Origin of the sequence: Serratia rubidaea (assembly GCF_016026735.1) — a bacterium.
Classification (GTDB): Bacteria; Pseudomonadota; Gammaproteobacteria; order Enterobacterales; family Enterobacteriaceae; genus Serratia_B; species Serratia_B rubidaea.
In genome coordinates this window covers 1,414,500-1,434,214 of sequence record NZ_CP065640.1, presented here as the reverse complement: position 1 = coordinate 1,434,214, position 19,715 = coordinate 1,414,500, and the positions used below count along the sequence as shown (strand labels likewise).

Below are 19,715 nucleotides of genomic sequence, written 5' to 3'. Positions count from 1 at the left end.
GGAATGCATTGCACTATAATCGTGCAAATAACCCCGCGAAGGGCACCATGGTGGTGCAAAGTGCGTCTAAAGGTGACGTTTTGCACCGTGAAAGGGATCACAAACTAACCTGATTAGCATTGTTTATCAGAGATGGCTGTGATCTTGTTTAGTCCCTCGCTTAATACGTGTACAATAGCGCGCTATTTCTAATGCCTGAGGCAAAGCTGTGATCGAAAATTTGCGTAACATCGCCATTATTGCCCACGTTGACCATGGTAAAACCACTCTGGTCGACAAGCTGCTGCAACAATCCGGTACCTTCGGAGAGCGTGCGGAAGCCGCCGAGCGCGTAATGGACTCCAACGATTTGGAGAAAGAGCGTGGGATTACCATCCTCGCAAAAAACACCGCCATTAATTGGAATGACTACCGCATCAACATCGTGGATACCCCGGGACACGCCGACTTCGGCGGCGAGGTAGAGCGTGTGATGTCAATGGTCGACTCGGTGCTGCTGGTTGTGGATGCAATGGATGGCCCAATGCCGCAAACCCGTTTCGTGACCAAGAAAGCGTTTGCAAATGGTCTGAAGCCGATCGTGGTCATTAACAAGGTTGACCGTCCGGGCGCACGTCCTGACTGGGTTGTCGATCAGGTATTCGACCTGTTCGTTAACCTGGACGCTACCGACGAGCAGCTGGATTTCCCTATCATCTATGCATCCGCGCTGAACGGCATCGCCGGCACCGATCATACCGATATGGCCGACGATATGACGCCGCTGTATCAGGCGATCGTTGACCACGTGTCCGCGCCGGAAGTGGATCTGGATGGCCCTCTGCAGATGCAGATCTCCCAGCTGGACTACAACAACTACCTGGGCGTGATCGGCATCGGCCGTATCAAGCGCGGTAAAGTGAAGCCGAACCAGCAGGTCACCGTTATCGACAGCGAAGGCAAGACGCGCAACGGTAAAGTGGGCAAAGTGCTGGGTCACCTGGGTCTGGAGCGTATCGACAGCGACCTGGCGGAAGCGGGCGACATCATCGCCATCACCGGCCTGGGCGAGCTGAACATCTCCGACACCATCTGCGATCCGGCTAACGTGGAAGCGCTGCCTGCGCTGTCCGTCGATGAGCCGACCGTCAGCATGTTCTTCAACGTCAACACCTCGCCATTCTGCGGTAAAGAAGGCAAGTTCGTGACTTCTCGTCAGATCCTTGAGCGTCTGAACAAGGAACTGGTGCACAACGTGGCGCTGCGCGTAGAAGAAACCGACGATGCCGACGCGTTCCGCGTGTCCGGCCGTGGTGAACTGCACCTGTCGGTGCTGATCGAAAACATGCGTCGTGAAGGCTTCGAGCTGGCGGTTTCCCGTCCGAAAGTTATCTTCCGTGAAATCGATGGCCGTAAACAAGAGCCGTTCGAGAACGTTACGCTGGATATCGAAGAGCAGCATCAGGGTTCTGTGATGCAGGCGATGGGTGAGCGTAAGGGCGATATGAAAAACATGGATCCGGACGGTAAAGGCCGCGTGCGCCTTGACTACGTGATCCCAAGCCGCGGCCTGATCGGTTTCCGTAACGAGTTCATGACCATGACCTCCGGTACCGGCCTGCTGTACTCCACCTTCAGCCACTACGACGATCTGCGTCCGGGCGAAGTCGGCCAGCGTCAGAACGGCGTGCTGATCTCCAACGGCCAGGGTAAAGCGGTAGCGTTCGCCCTGTATGGTCTGCAAGATCGCGGCAAGCTGTTCCTGGGCCACGGTGCGGAAGTGTATGAAGGCCAGATCATCGGTATTCACTCACGCTCCAACGACCTGACCGTGAACTGCCTGACCGGTAAGAAACTGACCAACATGCGTGCTTCCGGTACTGACGAAGCGACGACGCTGGTTCCGCCTATCAAGATGACTCTGGAGCAGGCTCTGGAATTTATCGATGATGACGAACTGGTTGAAGTGACGCCAACGTCCGTGCGTATTCGTAAACGTCACCTGACGGAAAACGATCGCAAACGTGCAAGCCGCGGTTCTAAAGAAGCATAACTGCTGATTTAGAACGCACTGCTTGGGGCGCCTGTCGGGCGCCCTGAGTTTTTTCTTCTGCTTTCTCCCTTTTCTGCGGCGCGCTATGCGCTTTTCTCCGCCTTATCTGTTCAGCTTCTGCTTTTCCCGCTACAGTGAAACCTCACCGGTCGTCAGGAGAGGGCTATGCTGTATATCTTTGATTTAGGTAACGTGATCGTCGATATCGATTTCAAACGTGTGCTGGGCGTATGGAGCAATCTGAGCGGCACGCCGCTGGCGGTGCTGGCGGAACGCTTTAGCATGGGTGAGGTATTTCAGCGCCATGAGCGGGGGGAAGTGAGCGACGAGGAGTTCGCCGCCCGTCTGTGCGATGAAATGGGCATCGCGCTGAGCTTTGAGCAGTTTGCCGCCGGCTGGCAGGCGGTATTTGTCGCGCTGCGTCCGGAGGTGATCGCCATCATGCAGCGCCTGCGCAACGAGGGCCACCGGGTGGTGGTGCTGTCGAACACCAACCGGCTGCACTGCAATTACTGGCCGCAGCACTACCCGGAGGTGGCGGCGGCGGCGGACCATCTCTACCTGTCGCAGGATCTCGGCCTGCGTAAACCGGAGCCGGCCATTTACCAGCGGGTGCTGGAAGCGGAAAACACCCCGGCGGAACAGGCGGTATTCTTTGACGATCATCCCGATAATATTGCGGCCGCACGGGCTTTGGGCATGACGGCGGTATGGGTGACCGATCGCGATACGGTGCCGGCCTATTTTGCCGCTTGAGCCAGGCGGGTTAAGCTTAAGACATACGAACTGACAAGGAGTGAGTATGTCGTTTTTCCGTAGCAAGAAGCTGCCGTCATCCGTAAAGCCGGGCGTCACCTACGGCCGGCTGCTGCTCAAGCGCATCGACAGCGACGGCCTGACCATGTTGGCGGGCCATCTGGCGTATGTCTCCCTGTTGTCGCTGGTGCCGCTGGTGACCGTGGTGTTTGCGCTGTTTGCCGCCTTCCCGATGTTTTCCGATATCAGCGTACAGCTGAAGAGCTTTATCTTTTCCAATTTTATGCCGGCGGCCGGCAACGTGATCCAACGTTATCTGGAGCAGTTTGTCGCCAACTCCAACAAAATGACCGCCGTCGGCACCTGCGGCCTGATTGTCACCGCGCTGCTGCTGATCTCCTCCGTAGACAGCGTGCTTAACACCATCTGGCGCAGTAAAAACAAGCGGCCGATCGTCTATTCGTTTGCGGTGTACTGGATGGTGCTGACGCTGGGGCCGCTGCTGGTGGGTGCCAGCATGGCGATCAGCTCTTATCTGCTGTCGCTGAACTGGCTGGCGCAGACCGGCGTTAACAGCCTGGTGGATCGGCTGTTGCGTATTTTCCCGCTGCTGCTGTCGTGGGTCTCTTTCTGGCTGCTGTACAGCATCGTGCCGACGGTGCGGGTGCCGCCGAAGGACGCACTGGTCGGCGCGCTGGTGGCCGGGCTGCTGTTCGAACTGGGCAAGAAGGGCTTTGCGCTGTACGTCACCATGTTCCCGTCTTATCAGTTGATATACGGCGTGCTGGCGGTGATCCCGATTTTATTTCTGTGGGTCTACTGGAGCTGGTGTATCGTATTGCTCGGCGCGGAGATCGCCGCCACGTTCGCGGAGTACCGCGCGTACAAACAGCAAAAAATTGAGCAGCAACAGCAGGATAAACCGTCATGATTGCATTGATTCAGCGAGTATTAAACGCCAGCGTCACGGTAAACGGCGAGACGGTAGGCAAAATTGGCCCAGGTTTGTTAGTGTTATTGGGTGTAGAGCAAGATGATAACGAACAGAAAGCCGAGCGTTTGTGCGAGCGCGTGCTGGGCTACCGCATTTTTGGTGATGATAATGGCAAGATGAACCTTAACGTTCAGCAGGCCGGCGGCAGCGTGCTGGTGGTTTCACAGTTTACGCTGGCCGCGGACACGCAAAAAGGTATGCGGCCCGGCTTCTCGCGCGGCGCGGAGCCTGCGCAGGCCGATCGGCTATATCAGTATTTTGTTGGCCAATGCCGCGAACGCGGCGTGGAAACACAGACCGGCGAGTTCGCGGCGGATATGCAAGTCGCACTGGTGAACGACGGTCCGGTGACGTTCTGGCTACAGGTTTAAAAATTTGGAGAGAAGGCGTCTATGTATCACCTACGAGTACCCGTTACAGAACAAGAACTGAAGGATTATTACCAGTTTCGCTGGGAAATGCTGCGCAAGCCATTACACCAGCCGGTGGGTTCGGAAAAGGATGCCTATGACGCCATGGCGCACCACCAAATGGTGGTGGATGAGAATGGCAAAATCGTCGCCGTCGGCCGGCTGTACATCAACGCGGATAACGAAGCGGCGATTCGTTTTTTAGCGGTCGACCCTGGCGTACAGGATAAAGGGCTGGGCACGCTGGTGGCGATGACGCTGGAGTCGGTAGCGCGCCAGGAAGGCGTGAAGCGCGTGGTATGCAGCGCGCGTGAAGATGCGGTGGCGTTCTTCGCCAAGCTGGGGTTTGAAAGCCAGGGGGAGATCAGCGCGCCGCAGACCTCGCCGATCCGCCACTTCCTGATGATTAAGCCGGTGGCGACGCTGGACGATATCCTGCACCGCCCGGACTGGTGCGGGCAGCTGCAGCAGGCCTGGTACGATCATATTCCGCTCAGTGAAAAGATGGGGGTGCGCATCAGCCAGTACACCGGCCAGCGCTTTGTCACCACCATGCCGGAGGTCGGCAATCAGAACCCGCACCATACGCTGTTTGCCGGCAGCCTGTTCTCGCTGGCGACGCTGACCGCCTGGGGACTGATCTGGCTGCTGCTGCGCGAGCGCCATTTGGGCGGCACCATCATTCTGGCGGATGCGCATATCCGCTACAGCAAGCCAATCACCGGCCGTCCGCGGGCGGTGGCCGATCTCAGCTCGCTGAGCGGCGATCTTGACCGACTGGCGCGCGGCCGCCGCGCCCGCGTGCAGGCGGAAGTGGTGCTGTTTGGCGATGATGATAAAGGGGCGGTGTTTGAGGGCACCTACATGGTGCTGCCGGCCGAGCCGGAAGTGCCATTGGATCAGGGCGGCTGTGAAGCCATTCCCGAATAGGCAACGAGGGCGCCGTGCGCGCCCTCGCGAGTTTATGGCTGCTGCTGACTGAGCGTTTGCCCGTCTTTCGCCGTGGCCTGCAAAGTTCCCCGCACGGAATCCCGGAACGGCCCGTCGCTGTTTAACAGCCCCTGCAACTGCAACTGCAGGTTGCCGTCGCCCTCCAGCGGCACCGGCTGCCAGCCCCACTGCTGCAGGGTGTTGAGCGGCACCGAACGACCGGACAGCGACAGCGAAAACGGTTTGCCTGGCAGCTGCATCACGCTGGCCTTGGCATCCAGCAGGCCATCCGGCATAAAGGCGCTGAGTTCGGTAACGGCGATCTGCCGCGGGTCCGCCGTCAGCGCCAGCGAGGGCCTGCGGACGTCGATTTTATTGAACGTCGCTTCGTTGGCGCTCAGGTTCAGCGAGCCGGACCAGATCCCCCACTGACCATCGCGTGCCAGCAGCAGGCTGCTGCCGTAGCCGTTCAGCGCCGTTAGCTGGAACGGAAACGCCGGATTGATATCGATAATCAGGTTGCGGTTGGTGGTCAGCTTGTTGACATATACCTGCGACAGCCAGGCCGGCAGCGGCCTGAGCCACAGCTCGCGCCAGTTCTGCGGCAGAGTATACTCCAGCGCCGCGACGGTGACGTCGTCCAGCTGCAAGCGTTTGGTGGCGCGCAGCCAGCTGCCGCTGGCGCGCAGCAAACCGCCTTCCCAGCGCGAAGTAAACTGCTCGATGGCAACGCCGGCCGGCGACAGCCGCGTACTGATAATCGGATCCACCAGATGGAAGCGGCCGTTGATGATATCGCTGGCGTTGGCATTGAACGCGCCGTCCTCGCTGCGCCAGTTCCCCTGTTGCAGGGTGACGTTCTGCAGGGACAGGTCGAGATCGTTAAACGCCCACGCTTTACCTTCCAGACGCGCATCGATCAGATCAAAGCGTTTCAGCGTGATTGGCGGCAGGGTGGTTACGCGCTGCCAGAACTGCTCCAGCGACAGCGGGGTTTGCAGGCGCACCTTGTTCAGGCGCAGGCGTTCTACCAGCCAGCTGCCGTCGGCGGCGCGCGTCGCCTTGCCGGTGAGATCGCCCTGGGCGAGGTTGGCGCCGAAATCTTCCAGCAGCAACTGATGGTCTTTGATTTGCCCCTGTATCAGCGCCTGTGAGGCGGGAATGTCGTTCAGGGTCAGCGAACCGGCGCTGAACTGGAAGCGGTTGTTATTGCCCAGCAGTTCGCCGGGCTGAGGCCGCCATGGCGTTATCCCGGCGTTGACGCGCTGCGCGTTGAGCCGCCAGTCGGCGTCGCCGGCGTGCACGGCCATATTGCTCAGCTGCAGCACGTCTGCCTGGAGCGGCAGCGCCGCAGCGTCAGGCTGCACATTGAGCGTGCCGTCGCGCAGCGTCACGCTGTGGAAGTAGCGCGGGTTAGTGATCTGCCGCAGGCTGAGGCCGAGATCGACGCGCTTGGCCGCCAATGCCTGCGGCTGGTTGGCGCGCGCCAGCGTGACCTCTTCCAGGCTGACCTGCGTTGGGTTATCCCAGGAGTGGGTGATTTTGCCAAGAGAGAGGCGGTAGTCGCCGCGCTCGCTCACCCAGTCGCCGATCTGGCCGGCGGCCCAGCGGCTCTGCCCGACCAGATACAGCAATACGATGATGATTGCCGCCGCCACCAGCAGCCATAGCAACAGTTTCCCGATAAATTTCATCGCCTGCCCACCCCAGCGCTCAAAAAAGATACCCCGTTTATGCCGTAATTGGCCGGCTATCTCAAGGGTAATGGTCTGAGTGGCAATAAAAAACGGCCGCAGGCGGCCGTTTTAGACGATAAGCGTGGGCTATGCGGCCCGACGGCAGGATTATTCCTTCTCTTGCGGGAACACCAGGTTCAGTACGATGGCGGTGATCCCGCCGGCGGCGATGCCGGAGGAGAGCAGGGTTTTCAGCCAGTCTGGGGCGAACTGCAAAATCAGCGGCTGCTGGGAAACGCCCATACCGACCGCCAGCGACAGCGCCATAATCATGATGGCGCGGCGATTAAGCTTCTCACGCGAGACGATGCGCACGCCGGACGCGGCGATGGTGCCGAACATCACGATGGTGGCGCCGCCCAGTACCGGCTCGGGAATATGCTGCACAAAGCCGGCGACCGCCGGGAACAGGCCCAGCGCGATCAGCATCAGCGCCACCACAAAGCCGACGTAGCGGCTGGCGACGCCGGTCAGCTGGATCACGCCGTTGTTCTGGCCGAAGCAGGAGTTCGGGAAGGTGTTGAAGACCGCCGACAGCATGGAGTTCAAACCGTTGGCCAGCACGCCGCCCTTCAGGCGTTTCATATACAGCGGGCCGCGCACCGGCTGCTCGGAGACGTCAGAGGTGGCGGTGATGTCGCCGATGGTTTCCAGCGAGGTGACCATAAAGATCAGCATCAGCGGCAGCAGCAGATTCCAGTCGAAGCCCAGCCCGTAATACAGCGGGGTAGGGATGGTGATGGGCGCGGCGTTGCTGACGGGCTGGCTGGCGGGCAGCATATCGAGCGCCCAGGCCAGCAGATAGCCGACCGCCATGGCGATCACCAGCGAAGCGACGCGCAGATAGGGATTGCGCTGACGATTGAGCAGAATGATCACCGCCAGCACCGCGCCGGCCAGCAGCAGATTTTTGGGCGCGCCGAAGGTGTGATCGTTCATGGCGGCGTAGCCGCCGCCGATGGAGGTCAGGCCGACCTGAATCAGCGACAGGCCGATGATCATCACCACAATGCCTGAAACCAGCGGCGTAATAATGCGGCGCGCCAGGTGCAGGACGCGCGACAGCAGAATCTCGGTGCAGGAGGCGACCATCAGGGTGCCGAACAGCGCCGCCATCATGGTCGGCACGTCTGCGCCGCCGTTTTTCAGCGCCATGCCGCCCATAATCAGCGGCGATACGAAGTTAAAGCTGGTGCCCTGAATCGACAGCAGGCCGGAGCCGACCGGACCCCAGGTCTTGATTTGTAAAATGGAGGCCAGACCGGAGGCGAACAGCGACATGCTGATAATGTGCTGAGTATCCTGCGCCGGCAGCCCTAATGCCTGGCAGATCAGCAGCGCCGGCGTGATCACGGCCACGAACATCGCCAGCAGGTGCTGGCCGGCGGCAAACAGCGTTTGCGGCAGCGGCGGGCGGTCTTCCAGACGGTAGATCAGTTCACTTTTGGGCGAGGCGGCGGAGGCGTTTTGCGCGGGTTCAAGCTCGGCGGATTGCATGGTCATGGTGTGGCACTTTTCCGAAACGGCAAAGCAGGCATTTTAATCGTCTGGGCACTAAAAGCAAACGGTTGCTCTTTGCTTTTCTTCCCCTATTATTTTTATTAATGTCGCATTTTCATGCATTTTTTCTTGTCTTCTCAGCGTTTTTTCCTTCTAATCCTGCATTCATCAAGTTTAAAAAACTCAGTGGTTTTATATAACTTATTAATAAAATTGGATTTTTCCCCTCACACGGAGTACCTAGATGTTTCATCTTGATACTTATGGCACGTTGGTTGCCGCAACTCTGGTTTTGCTCCTTGGGGGCAAGTGCGTTAGAAGCATTCCTCTGCTCAAAAAATACACCATTCCCGCCCCCGTCGCCGGTGGTTTACTGGTTGCGCTGTTATTGCTGATTTTAAAACAGACCGTTAACTGGGAAATCAGCTTCGATATGTCGCTGAAAGATCCGCTGATGCTGGCCTTCTTCGCCACTATCGGCCTTAATGCCAACTTGGCGCGGCTGCGCGCCGGCGGTAAGGCGCTGGTTATCTTCCTGTTTGTGGTGCTGGGGCTGCTGGTGGTGCAGAACGCCATCGGCATCGGTATGGCGAAGATGCTGGGGATGGACCCGCTGATGGGCCTGATCGCCGGTTCGATCACCCTGTCGGGCGGCCACGGCACCGGCGCCGCCTGGAGTAAACTGTTTATCGAGCGTTACGGCTTTGAAAACGCCACCGAAGTGGCGATGGCCTGCGCCACCTTCGGCCTGGTGCTGGGCGGCCTGATTGGCGGCCCGGTAGCGCGCCATCTGGTTAAACGTTCCACCCCGGAAGGTTCGCCGGATGACAGCGTCCAGCCGAGCGGCTTTGAGAAGCCGGAGAGCGGCCGCCTGATCACATCCTTGGTGATGATTGAAACCATCGCGATGATCGCCATCTGCCTCAGCCTTGGCCAGCTGATTGCCGGCCTGCTGAGCGGCACGGTGTTCGAGCTGCCTAACTTCGTCTGCGTACTGTTTGTCGGGGTGATCCTCAGCAATACGCTGGCATTTACCGGCTTTTATACCGTGTTTGAACGTGCGGTATCGGTGCTGGGCAACGTCAGTCTGTCGCTGTTCCTGGCGATGGCGCTGATGAGCCTGCGCCTGTGGGAGCTGGCGTCGCTGGCGCTGCCGATGCTGGCGATCCTGGCGGTGCAGACGCTGGTGATGGCGCTGTACGCGATTTTCGTCACCTACCGGGTGATGGGCAAAAACTATGACGCGGCGGTGCTGGCTGCCGGGCACTGCGGCTTCGGGATGGGCGCTACGCCGACCGCGATCGCCAATATGCAGGCGATTACCGATCGCTTTGGCCCGTCGCATCTGGCGTTTCTGGTGGTGCCGATGGTTGGGGCGTTCTTTATCGATATCGCCAACGCCATCATTATTAAGCTGTATCTGCTGCTGCCGGTCTTCCCGGCGATTGGCTGAGTCAGGCGGGGGATGTTACCCCGCAGGACGGCAAAAGGGCGCCTTATCGGCGCCCTTTTTTATGCGTTGGAGTAGCGGGCTTTTTCCGGCAGCCAGCGCTCGATCAGCGCCTGAGCATGGTCGGGATAGTGCTGGTGGATATGGCGCGCAACCCGCTGGACTTCCGGGATCATCGCCTGGTCGCGCAGCAGATCGGCGACTTTGAATTCGGCACTGCCGGTCTGCCGGGTGCCCAACAGCTCGCCGGGGCCGCGGATTTCCAGATCGCGCTGGGCAATCACGAAGCCGTCGTTGCTGTCGCGCAGCACCTGCAGGCGTTTTTGCGCGGTTTTACTCAGCGGCGTTTTGTACAACAGCACGCAGTGCGAGGCGACCGCGCCGCGGCCTACGCGGCCACGCAGCTGGTGCAGCTGCGCCAGACCCAGCCGCTCCGGGTTTTCAATAATCATCAGGCTGGCGTTCGGCACGTCGACGCCGACCTCGATCACCGTGGTGGCGACCAGCAGCTGCAGTTCGCCCTGCTTGAAGGCCTGCATCACCGCCTGTTTTTCCTGTGCTTTCATCCGGCCGTGCACCAGCGCTACCTTCAGCTCCGGCAGCGCCGTCTTCAGTTCTTCCCAGGTGGCTTCCGCCGCCTGCGCTTCCAGCAGCTCGGACTCTTCAATCAGCGTACAGACCCAGTAAGCCTGGCGCCCTTCCTGCAGGCAGGCGTTTCTGACGCGTTCGATAATGTCCGCCCGGCGGGTATCCGGGATCGCCACGGTGGTGACCGGCGTGCGTCCCGGCGGCAGTTCGTCAATGACCGAGGTATCCAGATCGGCGTAGGCGGTCATCGCCAGCGTACGCGGGATCGGCGTGGCGGTCATGATCAGCTGATGGGCATGGAAGCCCTGCTCTTCACCTTTTTCCCACAGCGCCAGACGCTGGTGGACGCCAAAGCGATGCTGTTCATCGATGATAACCAGCGCCAGCCCGTTAAATTGCACCTGTTCCTGGAAGATAGCGTGGGTGCCGACCACCATGGAAACCTGGCCGCTGGCGATCGCTTCCTGCTGCGCGATACGCGCCTTGCCTTTTTGTTTCCCGGCCAGCCAGCCGACCTCAATGCCCAACGGCGCAAACCATTGGCGGAAGTTATTCGCGTGCTGTTCCGCCAGCAGCTCGGTCGGCGCCATCAGCGCCACCTGTTTGCCGTTAGCAATAGCGCGCAGCGCCGCCAGCGCCGCCACCAGCGTTTTCCCAGAGCCGACGTCGCCCTGAACCAGGCGCATCATCGGGAAATCTTTTTGCATATCCGCTTCGATATCCGCCACCACGCGCTGTTGCGCACCGGTCGGCGCAAACGGCAGCTGGGCCAGAAACGCCTTTTTCAAGGCGTCGTCCGGCAGCAGCGGCTGGGCGTGGTAGCTCTGCGCGCCGGCACGTACCGCCAGCATGCTGAGGTTGTGCGCCAGCAGCTCTTCCATAATCAGCCGTTTCTGCGCCGGGTGCTTGCCCAGCTCCAGATCGGCCAGCTGGATATCCGGCGGCGGACGATGCAGCGTATGCAGCGCCTGCGGCAGGCTCATCAGCCCGCCGCTCAGTTCCGGCGGCAGCAGTTCGGTAATGGCGCAGGTGTCCAGCAGCTCCAGCGCCTGATCGGTCAGCTTACGCAGCGTCGCCTGGCGTACGCCTTCGGTGGTGGGGTAGACCGGCGTCAGCGACGCCTGCAGCTCAACGTCGTCATGCTCGCCCTGCAGGCGGTATTCCGGATGAATAATTTCCGCACCGTGGTTGCCGCGTTTGATTTCCCCGTAGGCGGTGACCCGGCGTCCGGTCGCCAGGCTGTTTTTCATCGCCGCGTTGAAATTGAAAAAGCGCATGGTGAGGATGCCGGTGCCGTCGCTGATTTGGCAGGTCAGCATGCGGCGGCGACCGAAACTGATATCGCTGCGCAGCACTTCGCCCTCTACCGTGGCGAAAATGCCCGGCAGCAGGTCGTTGATGGGGTACAGACGGGTGCGGTCTTCATAACGCAGCGGCAGGTGCAGCAGCAGATCCTGAATGGTGTCCAACCCGATTTTCGCCAGTTTGGCGGCCTGGCTGGCGCCAACGCCGGTCAGCGTGGTGAGCGGAACCGCATCCAGCAGGCGGCCTTTCATCTGCGCACCGTGGCTTGCATGGTGGCCCACCATTCGGCGTCGGCGACCACTTCGCCGTTTTCATCGATATGCGGGCGCGGCAGGCCTTTGCGCTTGGCGACGTTGGCCAGCACCGGGTAGCCGCCTTCAAACAACAGACGCTGCTGCTCTTCGTCATCCAGCATGCTGCGATCGCGGCGGTACATGCCGGCGTTCTGGCGCTGCCGCTGTGCTTCATACAGGATCAGGGCGGAAGCCACGGAGACGTTGAGCGACTGCACCATGCCGATCATCGGAATGATAATGTCCTGGTCGGCCAGCTGCAGGGCTTCTTCGGTGATGCCGGTTTTCTCCTGCCCCAGCAGAATACAGGTTGGCCGGGTGTAATCGATATCGCGGAAATCCACCGCGCGGTCGGAAAGGTGGGTCGCCAGGATCTGCATGCCCTGGCCCTTCATATGCTGCACCGCATCGCCAATGGTCGGGTGCGTTTTTACGTTGACCCAGCTGTTGCTGCCGGCGGCGGAAGAAACCAGCGTGCGCATGCGGGCGGTTGGCCAGACGGCGTGAACCTGGTGCACGCCGACGGCGTCGGCGGTGCGGATAATTGCGGAGACGTTATGCGGTTTGTGAACCTGCTCCAGACAGACCGTCAGATCCGGTTGCCGGGTGGCGAGCATTTCACAAATCCGCGCATAGCGTTCGGGGCTCATAGGCGCTAGTTTCGGTTACGGTTAACTTTAATCACATCCGGCATGATACGGATTTTACGCATGATATTTGCCAGATGGATGCGATCGCGAGTGGTCAGGCGAATAAAGGCGCTGTAGACCCGGCCGTCTTTCTCTTCGGTATTCAGGCTTTGAATATTGGACTCGGCAGCATTGATCGCTGCCGTCAGGTTGGCCAACGCCCCCTGATGATTGAACATGTCCACTTTGATCTCGGCGATGAATTCCTGCTCGGTTTCCTTATCCCACTCGACCGCCATGAATTTTTCCGGCTCTTTCTGGTAACCGCGAATGTTACGGCAGGATTCATGGTGGATCACCAGCCCTTTGCCCGGGCTGACGTGGGCGATAATCGGGTCGCCCGGGATCGGCCGGCAGCACTTGGCAAAGGTGATCAGTACGCCGTCGGCGCCTTTGATCGCCAGGTTGCGCACGCCGGAAGAGGCGCCGAGGCTGGATTGGTCACCCTGCAGGTTTTTCGCCACCACCACGCTCATGGCGTTGCCGAGGCCGATTTCCGCCAGCAGATCGTCCAGCGTCGCCAGCTTCATGCGCTCCAGCTCGTGCTGAATGTTTTCCTGCGGGATTTCGGCCAGCTTGCGGCTGCCGCCCAGCGCATGGTTCAGCAGACGACGGCCGAGGTTGACGGAGTCGTCGCGCTTGAGGTTTTTCAGCATCTGGCGGATTTTGGCGCGTGCTTTCGAGCTGACGACAAAGTTCAGCCAGGCAGCGTTTGGCCGCGCCCCCGGTGCGGTGATGATTTCCACCGTCTGGCCGCTGGTAAGCGCCTGTGACAGCGGATAAGGCTGGCGATCGACGCGGGCGCCGACGCAGGCGTGGCCGATATCGGTATGCACGGCGTAAGCGAAGTCAACCGGCGTGGCGCCGGCCGGCAGTTCGACAATACGGCCTTCCGGGGTGAAAACGTAAATCTCATCCGGGAACAGATCGGATTTGACGCTCTCGATAAATTCGAAGGAGCTGCCGGCGCTTTGCTGCAGTTCCAGCAGGCTTTGCATCCAGCGCTGGGCGCGGATTTGCGCGGTGGTGCCGCTTTCGCCCTGTTCCTTGTACGCCCAGTGCGCCGCCACCCCCATTTCCGCCATCTGATCCATATCTTCGGTACGGATCTGCACTTCGACCGGCACGCCGTGCGGCCCGATCAGCGAAGTATGCAGCGACTGATAGCCGTTGGCCTTGGGAATGGCGATGTAATCTTTAACCCGTCCCGGGCGCGGTTTGTATAGGCTATGCACCTGGCCCAGCACGCGGTAACAGGTATCCACTTCCTTGACGATCACCCGGAACGCGTAGATATCCATAATTGAATGGAAGCGCTGCTCTTTCAGGTGCATCTTGCAGTAAATGGAATAGAGGTGTTTTTCCCGTCCGCTGACGCGGCAGGCGATGCCGGCCTCGGTCAACCGTCCTTCAATTTCGGAAAGAATCTTTTGGATCATTTCCTTACGGTTGCCGCGCGCGGCTTTGACCACTTCCTTGATGACGCGGTAGCGGTTGGGGTAAAGCGCCTCAAAACCCAGCTCTTCCAGCTCGGTTTTCAGGTGATGGATGCCCAGGCGGTGCGCCAGCGGGCTGTAGATTTCCAGGGTTTCACGCGCGATGCGCCGGCGTTTGTCCGGGCGCAGCGAACCGAGGGTGCGCATATTGTGCGTACGGTCGGCCAGCTTGATCAGCACGACGCGGATATCCTGCACCATCGCCATGATCATCTTGCGGAAGTTTTCCGCCTGCGCTTCTTTTTTATCCTGGAACTTGAGCTTGTCGAGCTTGGATACGCCTTCAACCAGTTCGGCAACGCTTTTGCCGAACAGCTGTTCCATATCCTGATAGGTAGCCGGGGTGTCTTCAATGACGTCATGCAGCAGGGCGGCCATCAGCGTCTCGTAATCGAGACGCATCTCCGCCAGGATGCAGGCCACGGCGACCGGGTGAGTAATATAAGGCTCACCGCTGGAGCGTGTCTGGCCCTCGTGAGCATCACGTGCGACGAGGTATGCCTGTTTGAGGCGCTTAATTTGCTCCTCAGGCAGGTAACGTTGAATCAGCTGGTTAAGGCTTTCAAACAGGTACAAGGCAGACTCGCTATTTAATTAACGACGGCCTTCAGCAATCGCGGTAACCGCCTGAATTTCTGCGGCTTCCTGCTCTTGCTGCTCCTGGCGCTCACGGACGTCGAGGATCTGGCTGTTGATCAGACCTTCTTCGATTTCGCGCAGCGCGATAACGGTGTACTTATCGTTCTCTTCAGGAACCAGCGCGTCTTTGCCGCCGACCTGGATTTGACGTGCCCGACGAGCAGCGACCAACACCAGGTCAAAACGGTTACCAATTTTCTCTACAGCGTCTTGAACAGTTACGCGTGCCATATTTGTGCTACTCCACAGGTGACGAAAAGACTGGGCATAATACTGAAACTGTCTTCAGTCTGCCAATAGTTTGCTGATTAAAGCGTCATGTCGCAGCATTTGCCGACCTAAACGCAAGCGCTCGGCGCGAATAATGGTTTTCAGATCGGACAGCGCCAGATCGAAATCATCGTTCACGATTAAATAATCATACTCCGCATAGTGCGTCATTTCCGCTACCGCCTGCGCCATGCGCTTGGCGATCACCTCATCGGAGTCCTGCCCGCGGCCGCGCAGGCGGCGGCCCAGCTCTTCCTTCGACGGCGGCAGAATAAAGATGCTGCGCGCCTGCGGCATTTTGGCGCGAATTTGCTGCGCGCCCTGCCAGTCGATATCCAGGAAAACATCGACGCCGGTCGCCAGCACCTGCTCGATAGCCGCGCGTGAGGTGCCGTAATAGTTGCCGAACACTTCGGCATGCTCAAGGAAGGCATCCTGCGCAATCATGCGGCGGAATTCGTCGTGCGACACAAAGAAATAGTGTTCGCCATGATTTTCACCCGGGCGACTGTCGCGCGTGGTGTGTGAAACCGACACCTGCGTGTCGTACAGCGGTTGGGTCTTTAACAAAGCCTGAATCAGACTTGATTTACCTGCGCCGCTGGGTGCAGAGACAATATAAAGCGTGCCTTGAGCCATGATGATGTTCGTTGATAGCGGTTGATGTGCCAATTACAGCAGATGTGTATTTTCTCCGCACAGTATACACGGCTAACGCCGCTGATGCAGCGTTTGCACGCATTTTGCCCGCGGCTTTGGGGGAAAAACACGGCAAAAATTGCAAACTGCCTTGCGTATCGCGTTATTTTGAGGGTTTTGCGCAAAAGAAAATTTATTTTGCCATGCGTTTCGCAGCCGATGAGTTTATGCGTCGCCGCCGTGCGGAAAAGCGGTTTTACTGCATCGCATCAGGGAGGAAGGAATGAAAGGACACCTTTTTTACGGCGCCGTGTTTTTTATTCTCGCGATGGTCATCTCCGCTTGCGTGCAGGCGGAAACCTGTCCGCACTGGCCGGCGGAGCGGCTGCGCAACGAACTGAATGCGTTGGAAGAGCAGCTGGCGCGTTGGGATGCGGCCTATTACCAACGCGGGCAAAGTTTGATTAGCGACGAACTCTATGACAGCCTGCGGCAAAAGCAGCAGTTTTGGCGGGTTTGCGCCGGGCGGGCGGGGGAGCCGCCGCTGCCGCTGTTGCCGGCGGGAAAAATGCCCCATCCGGTCGCTCATACCGGGCTGCGCAAGCTGACGGACCGTCGGGCGGTTGCCCGCTGGCTGGCGGAGCGCCGTGACGTGTGGCTACAGCCGAAGATCGACGGCGTGGCCGTAACGCTGGTGTACCGGCAGGGCAAGCTGGCGCAGGCGATCAGCCGCGGCGACGGCCGGCAGGGGGAAGACTGGCTGGAGAAGGTCAGGGCGATCCCCGGCGTGCCGTCAACGCTGGCGGGCGCGCCGGACTTTTTGGTGCTGCAGGGGGAACTGTTTCTGCTGATGACCGGTCATCGCCAGCAGGCTTACGGCGGCGTCAACGCGCGCGCCAGCGTTGCCGGCGCACTGATGCGTAACCGGCCCTCGGAACGGCTGGCGCAGCTGGGGATTTTCATCTGGGCCTGGCCCGATGGCCCGCCCGAGATGTCGCAGCGGCTGGCGCAGTTGGCGGCGTGGGGCTTTACGCTGGTGCGGGACTATACCCGGCCGGTGAGCTCGGTAGAGGACGTTATCCGTTGGCGTGAAAGGTGGTTTGCCAATCCCCTGCCTTTTGTCACCGATGGCGTGGTGCTGCATCAGGCTCGTTCGCCGTCCGGGCGCTACTGGCGTAATAAGCCGGCGCTGTGGGCGGTAGCGTGGAAATATCCGCCGGCAGAACAGGTGACGCGCGTGGAGCGGGTGATGTTCCGCATTGGCCGCACCGGCAAAATTACGGTGGTGCTGGCTTTGGATCCGCTGCAACTGGACGATAAATGGGTGCGACGCGTTAACATCGGTTCGCTCGCCCGCTGGCGGTTCTGGGACATCGTGCCCGGCGATCAGGTCGCCGTCAGCCTGAAGGGACAGGGGATCCCCCAGGTGACCCGCGTGGCGTGGCGCAGCGTGGAACGGCCTGTGCTGACCGCGCCGGATGCCGAGCGCTATCACGCGTTCAGCTGCTTTACCCCGCAGGCAGGTTGCCGGCAGCAGTTTATCGCGCGGCTGGTGTGGCTGAGCGGCCCGCAGGGGTTGATGATGAACGGCGTCAGCGAAGCCAGCTGGCGCATGCTGGTCGAACACGGACGGGTGAAAGAACTGGCGGACTGGCTGACGCTGACGCCGGAAAGCCTGCGCACGCTGCCGGGGGTGGGTGATAAGCAGGCGCAGCGTCTGCATCAGCAATTTATGCTGGCGCGGCGGCAGCCGTTCCAACGCTGGCTGCTGGCGTTGGGGGCGCCGCTGTCGGCCGAACAACTTGCCGGGGTGACGGGGTGGCAACAGACCAAAAGGCTGCCGACGCATATATGGCAGCGGCAGGCCGGCGTCGGCGATAAACGGGCGGCACAGTTGGTTGCGTTCTTCCGCCAGCCGGCGCTACAGCGCGTGGCAAACAGCCTGCGGCAGCAGCATATCGCCGGCTTTGCCGACGATGCGCTCAGTGATCCGGATGTTGATAATTGAACACGGGCAACCCGAGCCGGAAGCGCAGGGCAAGCAGGCGTGCTCCCAGGCCGGCAAACAGCGTAATCAGCACCACGACGTTATGCGGCAGGTCGAAGTGCTGCAGGCCGATATACAGCCAGGCGGCAGCGAAAGCGATACCGCCGTAAATCTCTTTCTGGAATACCAGCGGGATGCGGTTGCAGAACATATCACGCAGCACCCCGCCGAACACGCCGGTGATCACCGCGGCAATGGCGGCGATAATCGGGCTGTGGCCCATATCCAGCGCCACCTGCGCGCCAATAATAGAGAATACGATCAGGCCAACGGCATCCAGCACCAGAAACAGCCGGCGCAGATGACGCATCAGCGGGGCGAGCCAGGTGGTGACGATGGCGGCAATGGCGACAATCACGATGTATTCTGGGTGTTTAACCCAGCCTAGCGGATAATGGCCAAGCAGGACATCGCGCACCGAACCGCCGCCGATGGCCGTGGCGGAGGCGATGATCAGCACGCCGAACAGATCCATCTGACGACGCCCGGCGGCCAGCGCGCCGGTCATGGCTTCGGCGGTGATGCCAATAATATAAAGAATGCTCAGTAACATGAGGAAATTCGCTGTGCGGCTAGAATAGAACTTTTAACTGAAGGGTAATGACCATCTGATTATGCCGCCACTGAGTTTTTCTCACCGATAGCCATTCGGATTACTATAACTAATGCCTTAGTGCGTATTTTTCTTTGCTTACAGCATTGTTGTCGGTTGTTATTAAAACTCAGGCATAAATTATTTCGTGCTGCTTTCCCGGGGAAACTATTTACACAATAGCCCACGCCGTGCGGCGTGGGCCTGCCGTTACTTCGCCTGCGCCAGAATATTGCCCTCCCAGCCTTTCTGCGCGTAGTCATTCAGGTGCTTGATTTGCCGTACCGGCTGGCCTTGGCTAAAGTTGATATCGTGCAGCGATACCCAGACCTGCGAGGCCGCGAAGGTTGATTTGAAATGGTATTCGCCGTGGCTCAGGTCGGAAATGGCGGTCCAGTAAGTGCCGATGCCTTTATTTTGTTCCGGGCGCTTGCTGTATTTTTCATACATATCGGACACTTTCTGTTCGTCAGGTTCTGCCGGCGAGCCGATGGGGTAAGCCACATTGTTAATCACCGATAAAATAAATCCCTGAGCCTGATTCTTGTTATCCGGCTGCGGTAGGTTTTGCAGATCGTAGCTGGCGCGCACCAGGCGCTCATCCGCTTCCAGCCCGCCGGGAATGTCGCTGCGTTTGGCATTCTGATATTTAGCCAGATTTTTCAGCTGTTGTGCGTAAGACGGCGGGTTGGTCATCACCCGGTAGTTTTTGTCGTGATAAACATTAACTTTGCCGTTATCAATCTCGATAATCGCTGAATCACCGCTAACGTCTTCAATGGCGATATGTTTGGTGTCGGAGGCGTAATCGATCGGCAGGCGCGCGGCGACCAGGCGCACATCGTTACGGATCGCATTTACTGCCTGATCGACGGTTGCGTAATTGTCCAGAATGTAGCTGAGCCAGGCGCGGCTTTCGAGAACCGGTTTATCCTGATTGTCCTGTTGAACCTGGCTGCCGTTCATATAAAACAGCGTGTGCCCCGCCAACCCTTTTTCATTCATGCCATCCATCGGGAATACGCCGTCGGCATAGACCACTACGCTGCCGTAACGGGTTTGCCACTGTGCGGCATTGGGATTGTCGCCGCCGTTATGCGCCACGCCGCGCGGGGTGATCACCAACGCGGGATCGACCGGGCCGAAGAAATCCAGATTACGGGCGCTGACCATATAGCCGGGGTACATATTCATAAACGCGCGGGTGCAGGCCTGTGCGCCGGTGGTCAGGCTGGCGCTGAGTATCGCGCCGGCCAGCAGCGCCGATGCGCTGGAAGCGAATTTTTTCATGTTATCTCCTTACCGTTATGTGAGGGGTACCCGGGAAGAGTAAGGCGTTGGCCGCGCGG

The 19,715-nt window shown here is 59.4% G+C and carries 17 protein-coding genes; 8 read left to right on the top strand and 9 right to left on the bottom strand.

The genetic code is table 11. From position 1 onward, the window contains the following. Nucleotides 1–208 precede the first annotated feature (208 nt). The 5 genes from typA to fabY all read left to right on the top strand — a co-directional run bounded on the left by typA (nucleotide 209) and on the right by fabY (nucleotide 5,122). Entirely contained in the window at nucleotides 209–2,032 is a 1,824-nt protein-coding gene (gene typA, locus I6G83_RS06670) for a ribosome-dependent GTPase TypA (RefSeq protein WP_015962398.1), read from the top strand. Between the two features lie 165 nt (nucleotides 2,033–2,197). Next, nucleotides 2,198–2,788 (top strand): glucose-1-phosphatase, encoded by a 591-nt coding sequence (yihX, locus tag I6G83_RS06665; RefSeq protein ID WP_015962397.1) that lies wholly within the window; start codon nucleotides 2,198–2,200, stop codon nucleotides 2,786–2,788. Nucleotides 2,789–2,834: 46 nt separating this feature from the next. Further along, on the top strand, nucleotides 2,835–3,719 hold the full coding sequence (locus I6G83_RS06660) for a virulence factor BrkB family protein (RefSeq protein WP_015962396.1): 885 nt from the start codon (nucleotides 2,835–2,837) through the stop codon (nucleotides 3,717–3,719). Continuing rightward, entirely contained in the window at nucleotides 3,716–4,153 is a 438-nt protein-coding gene (gene dtd / locus I6G83_RS06655; protein ID WP_015962395.1) for a D-aminoacyl-tRNA deacylase, read from the top strand. The genes I6G83_RS06660 and dtd overlap by 4 nt, the downstream gene beginning before the upstream one ends. A gap of 21 nt (nucleotides 4,154–4,174) precedes the next feature. Continuing rightward, a complete protein-coding gene (gene fabY / locus I6G83_RS06650) occupies nucleotides 4,175–5,122 on the top strand; it encodes a fatty acid biosynthesis protein FabY (protein ID WP_015962394.1) in 948 nt (315 codons plus the stop codon). 32 nt (nucleotides 5,123–5,154) lie between these two features. Here fabY and I6G83_RS06645 read toward each other — a convergent pair whose 3' ends face one another. Together I6G83_RS06645 and I6G83_RS06640 are read right to left on the bottom strand one after the other, a co-directional pair. Then, on the bottom strand, nucleotides 5,155–6,816 hold the full coding sequence (locus I6G83_RS06645; protein WP_054306932.1) for an AsmA family protein: 1,662 nt from the start codon (nucleotides 6,814–6,816) through the stop codon (nucleotides 5,155–5,157). A gap of 150 nt (nucleotides 6,817–6,966) precedes the next feature. Continuing rightward, nucleotides 6,967–8,361, bottom strand: coding sequence for a nucleobase:cation symporter-2 family protein (locus tag I6G83_RS06640; protein WP_054306931.1), 1,395 nt, complete (start codon nucleotides 8,359–8,361; stop codon nucleotides 6,967–6,969). Nucleotides 8,362–8,602: 241 nt separating this feature from the next. Here I6G83_RS06640 and gltS point away from each other — a divergent pair, with 241 nt between their 5' ends. Further along, a complete protein-coding gene (gene gltS / locus I6G83_RS06635) occupies nucleotides 8,603–9,811 on the top strand; it encodes a sodium/glutamate symporter (protein WP_015962391.1) in 1,209 nt (402 codons plus the stop codon). A gap of 59 nt (nucleotides 9,812–9,870) precedes the next feature. On the opposite strand, the gene recG is transcribed toward gltS, so the two are convergent. The 5 genes from recG to gmk are packed head-to-tail and all read right to left on the bottom strand — an operon-like array spanning nucleotide 9,871 to nucleotide 15,727. Further along, nucleotides 9,871–11,952, bottom strand: coding sequence for an ATP-dependent DNA helicase RecG (gene recG, locus I6G83_RS06630; protein ID WP_054306930.1), 2,082 nt, complete (start codon nucleotides 11,950–11,952; stop codon nucleotides 9,871–9,873). Further along, on the bottom strand, nucleotides 11,949–12,644 hold the full coding sequence (gene trmH, locus I6G83_RS06625) for a tRNA (guanosine(18)-2'-O)-methyltransferase TrmH (RefSeq protein WP_071823862.1): 696 nt from the start codon (nucleotides 12,642–12,644) through the stop codon (nucleotides 11,949–11,951). The genes recG and trmH overlap by 4 nt, the downstream gene beginning before the upstream one ends. 5 nt (nucleotides 12,645–12,649) lie before the next feature. Continuing rightward, complete coding sequence (gene spoT / locus I6G83_RS06620) at nucleotides 12,650–14,755, bottom strand: bifunctional GTP diphosphokinase/guanosine-3',5'-bis pyrophosphate 3'-pyrophosphohydrolase (protein ID WP_015962388.1); 2,106 nt, start codon at nucleotides 14,753–14,755, stop codon at nucleotides 12,650–12,652. Between the two features lie 18 nt (nucleotides 14,756–14,773). Then, a complete protein-coding gene (gene rpoZ / locus I6G83_RS06615; RefSeq protein WP_015962387.1) occupies nucleotides 14,774–15,049 on the bottom strand; it encodes a DNA-directed RNA polymerase subunit omega in 276 nt (91 codons plus the stop codon). 54 nt (nucleotides 15,050–15,103) lie between these two features. Next, nucleotides 15,104–15,727, bottom strand: coding sequence for a guanylate kinase (gene gmk, locus I6G83_RS06610; protein ID WP_015962386.1), 624 nt, complete (start codon nucleotides 15,725–15,727; stop codon nucleotides 15,104–15,106). 11 nt (nucleotides 15,728–15,738) lie between these two features. On the opposite strand from gmk, the gene I6G83_RS06605 reads away from it, so the two are divergent. Both I6G83_RS06605 and ligB read left to right on the top strand, forming a co-directional pair. Continuing rightward, nucleotides 15,739–16,014: a hypothetical protein gene (locus I6G83_RS06605; RefSeq protein WP_062779319.1), complete on the top strand. Its 276-nt coding sequence runs from the start codon at nucleotides 15,739–15,741 to the stop codon at nucleotides 16,012–16,014. Further along, a complete protein-coding gene (gene ligB, locus I6G83_RS06600; RefSeq protein ID WP_082394684.1) occupies nucleotides 16,011–17,735 on the top strand; it encodes an NAD-dependent DNA ligase LigB in 1,725 nt (574 codons plus the stop codon). The genes I6G83_RS06605 and ligB overlap by 4 nt, the downstream gene beginning before the upstream one ends. On the opposite strand, the gene I6G83_RS06595 is transcribed toward ligB, so the two are convergent. Both I6G83_RS06595 and I6G83_RS06590 read right to left on the bottom strand, forming a co-directional pair. Beyond that, the gene (locus tag I6G83_RS06595) at nucleotides 17,710–18,327 is read right to left on the bottom strand and encodes a trimeric intracellular cation channel family protein (protein WP_015962384.1); all 618 of its coding nucleotides are present in this window, start codon (nucleotides 18,325–18,327) and stop codon (nucleotides 17,710–17,712) included. The genes ligB and I6G83_RS06595 overlap by 26 nt on opposite strands. Nucleotides 18,328–18,576: 249 nt before the next feature. Further along, on the bottom strand, nucleotides 18,577–19,656 hold the full coding sequence (locus I6G83_RS06590; RefSeq protein WP_054306929.1) for a linear amide C-N hydrolase: 1,080 nt from the start codon (nucleotides 19,654–19,656) through the stop codon (nucleotides 18,577–18,579). Between the last annotated feature and the right edge of the window lie 59 nt (nucleotides 19,657–19,715).

Bases quoted from the DNA above. Each gene is read 5' to 3' on its own strand.
- gltS (WP_015962391.1), top strand. From the start codon at position 8,603: ATGTTTCATCTTGATACTTATGGCACGTTGGTTGCCGCAACTCTGGTT.
- dtd (WP_015962395.1), top strand. From the start codon at position 3,716: ATGATTGCATTGATTCAGCGAGTATTAAACGCCAGCGTCACGGTAAAC.
- I6G83_RS06660 (WP_015962396.1), top strand. From the start codon at position 2,835: ATGTCGTTTTTCCGTAGCAAGAAGCTGCCGTCATCCGTAAAGCCGGGC.
- yihX (WP_015962397.1), top strand. From the start codon at position 2,198: ATGCTGTATATCTTTGATTTAGGTAACGTGATCGTCGATATCGATTTC.
- I6G83_RS06645 (WP_054306932.1), bottom strand. From the start codon at position 6,816: ATGAAATTTATCGGGAAACTGTTGCTATGGCTGCTGGTGGCGGCGGCA.
- I6G83_RS06640 (WP_054306931.1), bottom strand. From the start codon at position 8,361: ATGACCATGCAATCCGCCGAGCTTGAACCCGCGCAAAACGCCTCCGCC.
- ligB (WP_082394684.1), top strand. From the start codon at position 16,011: ATGAAAGGACACCTTTTTTACGGCGCCGTGTTTTTTATTCTCGCGATG.
- rpoZ (WP_015962387.1), bottom strand. From the start codon at position 15,049: ATGGCACGCGTAACTGTTCAAGACGCTGTAGAGAAAATTGGTAACCGT.
- I6G83_RS06595 (WP_015962384.1), bottom strand. From the start codon at position 18,327: ATGTTACTGAGCATTCTTTATATTATTGGCATCACCGCCGAAGCCATG.
- trmH (WP_071823862.1), bottom strand. From the start codon at position 12,644: ATGAGCCCCGAACGCTATGCGCGGATTTGTGAAATGCTCGCCACCCGG.
- fabY (WP_015962394.1), top strand. From the start codon at position 4,175: ATGTATCACCTACGAGTACCCGTTACAGAACAAGAACTGAAGGATTAT.
- gmk (WP_015962386.1), bottom strand. From the start codon at position 15,727: ATGGCTCAAGGCACGCTTTATATTGTCTCTGCACCCAGCGGCGCAGGT.
- I6G83_RS06590 (WP_054306929.1), bottom strand. From the start codon at position 19,656: ATGAAAAAATTCGCTTCCAGCGCATCGGCGCTGCTGGCCGGCGCGATA.
- recG (WP_054306930.1), bottom strand. From the start codon at position 11,952: ATGAAAGGCCGCCTGCTGGATGCGGTTCCGCTCACCACGCTGACCGGC.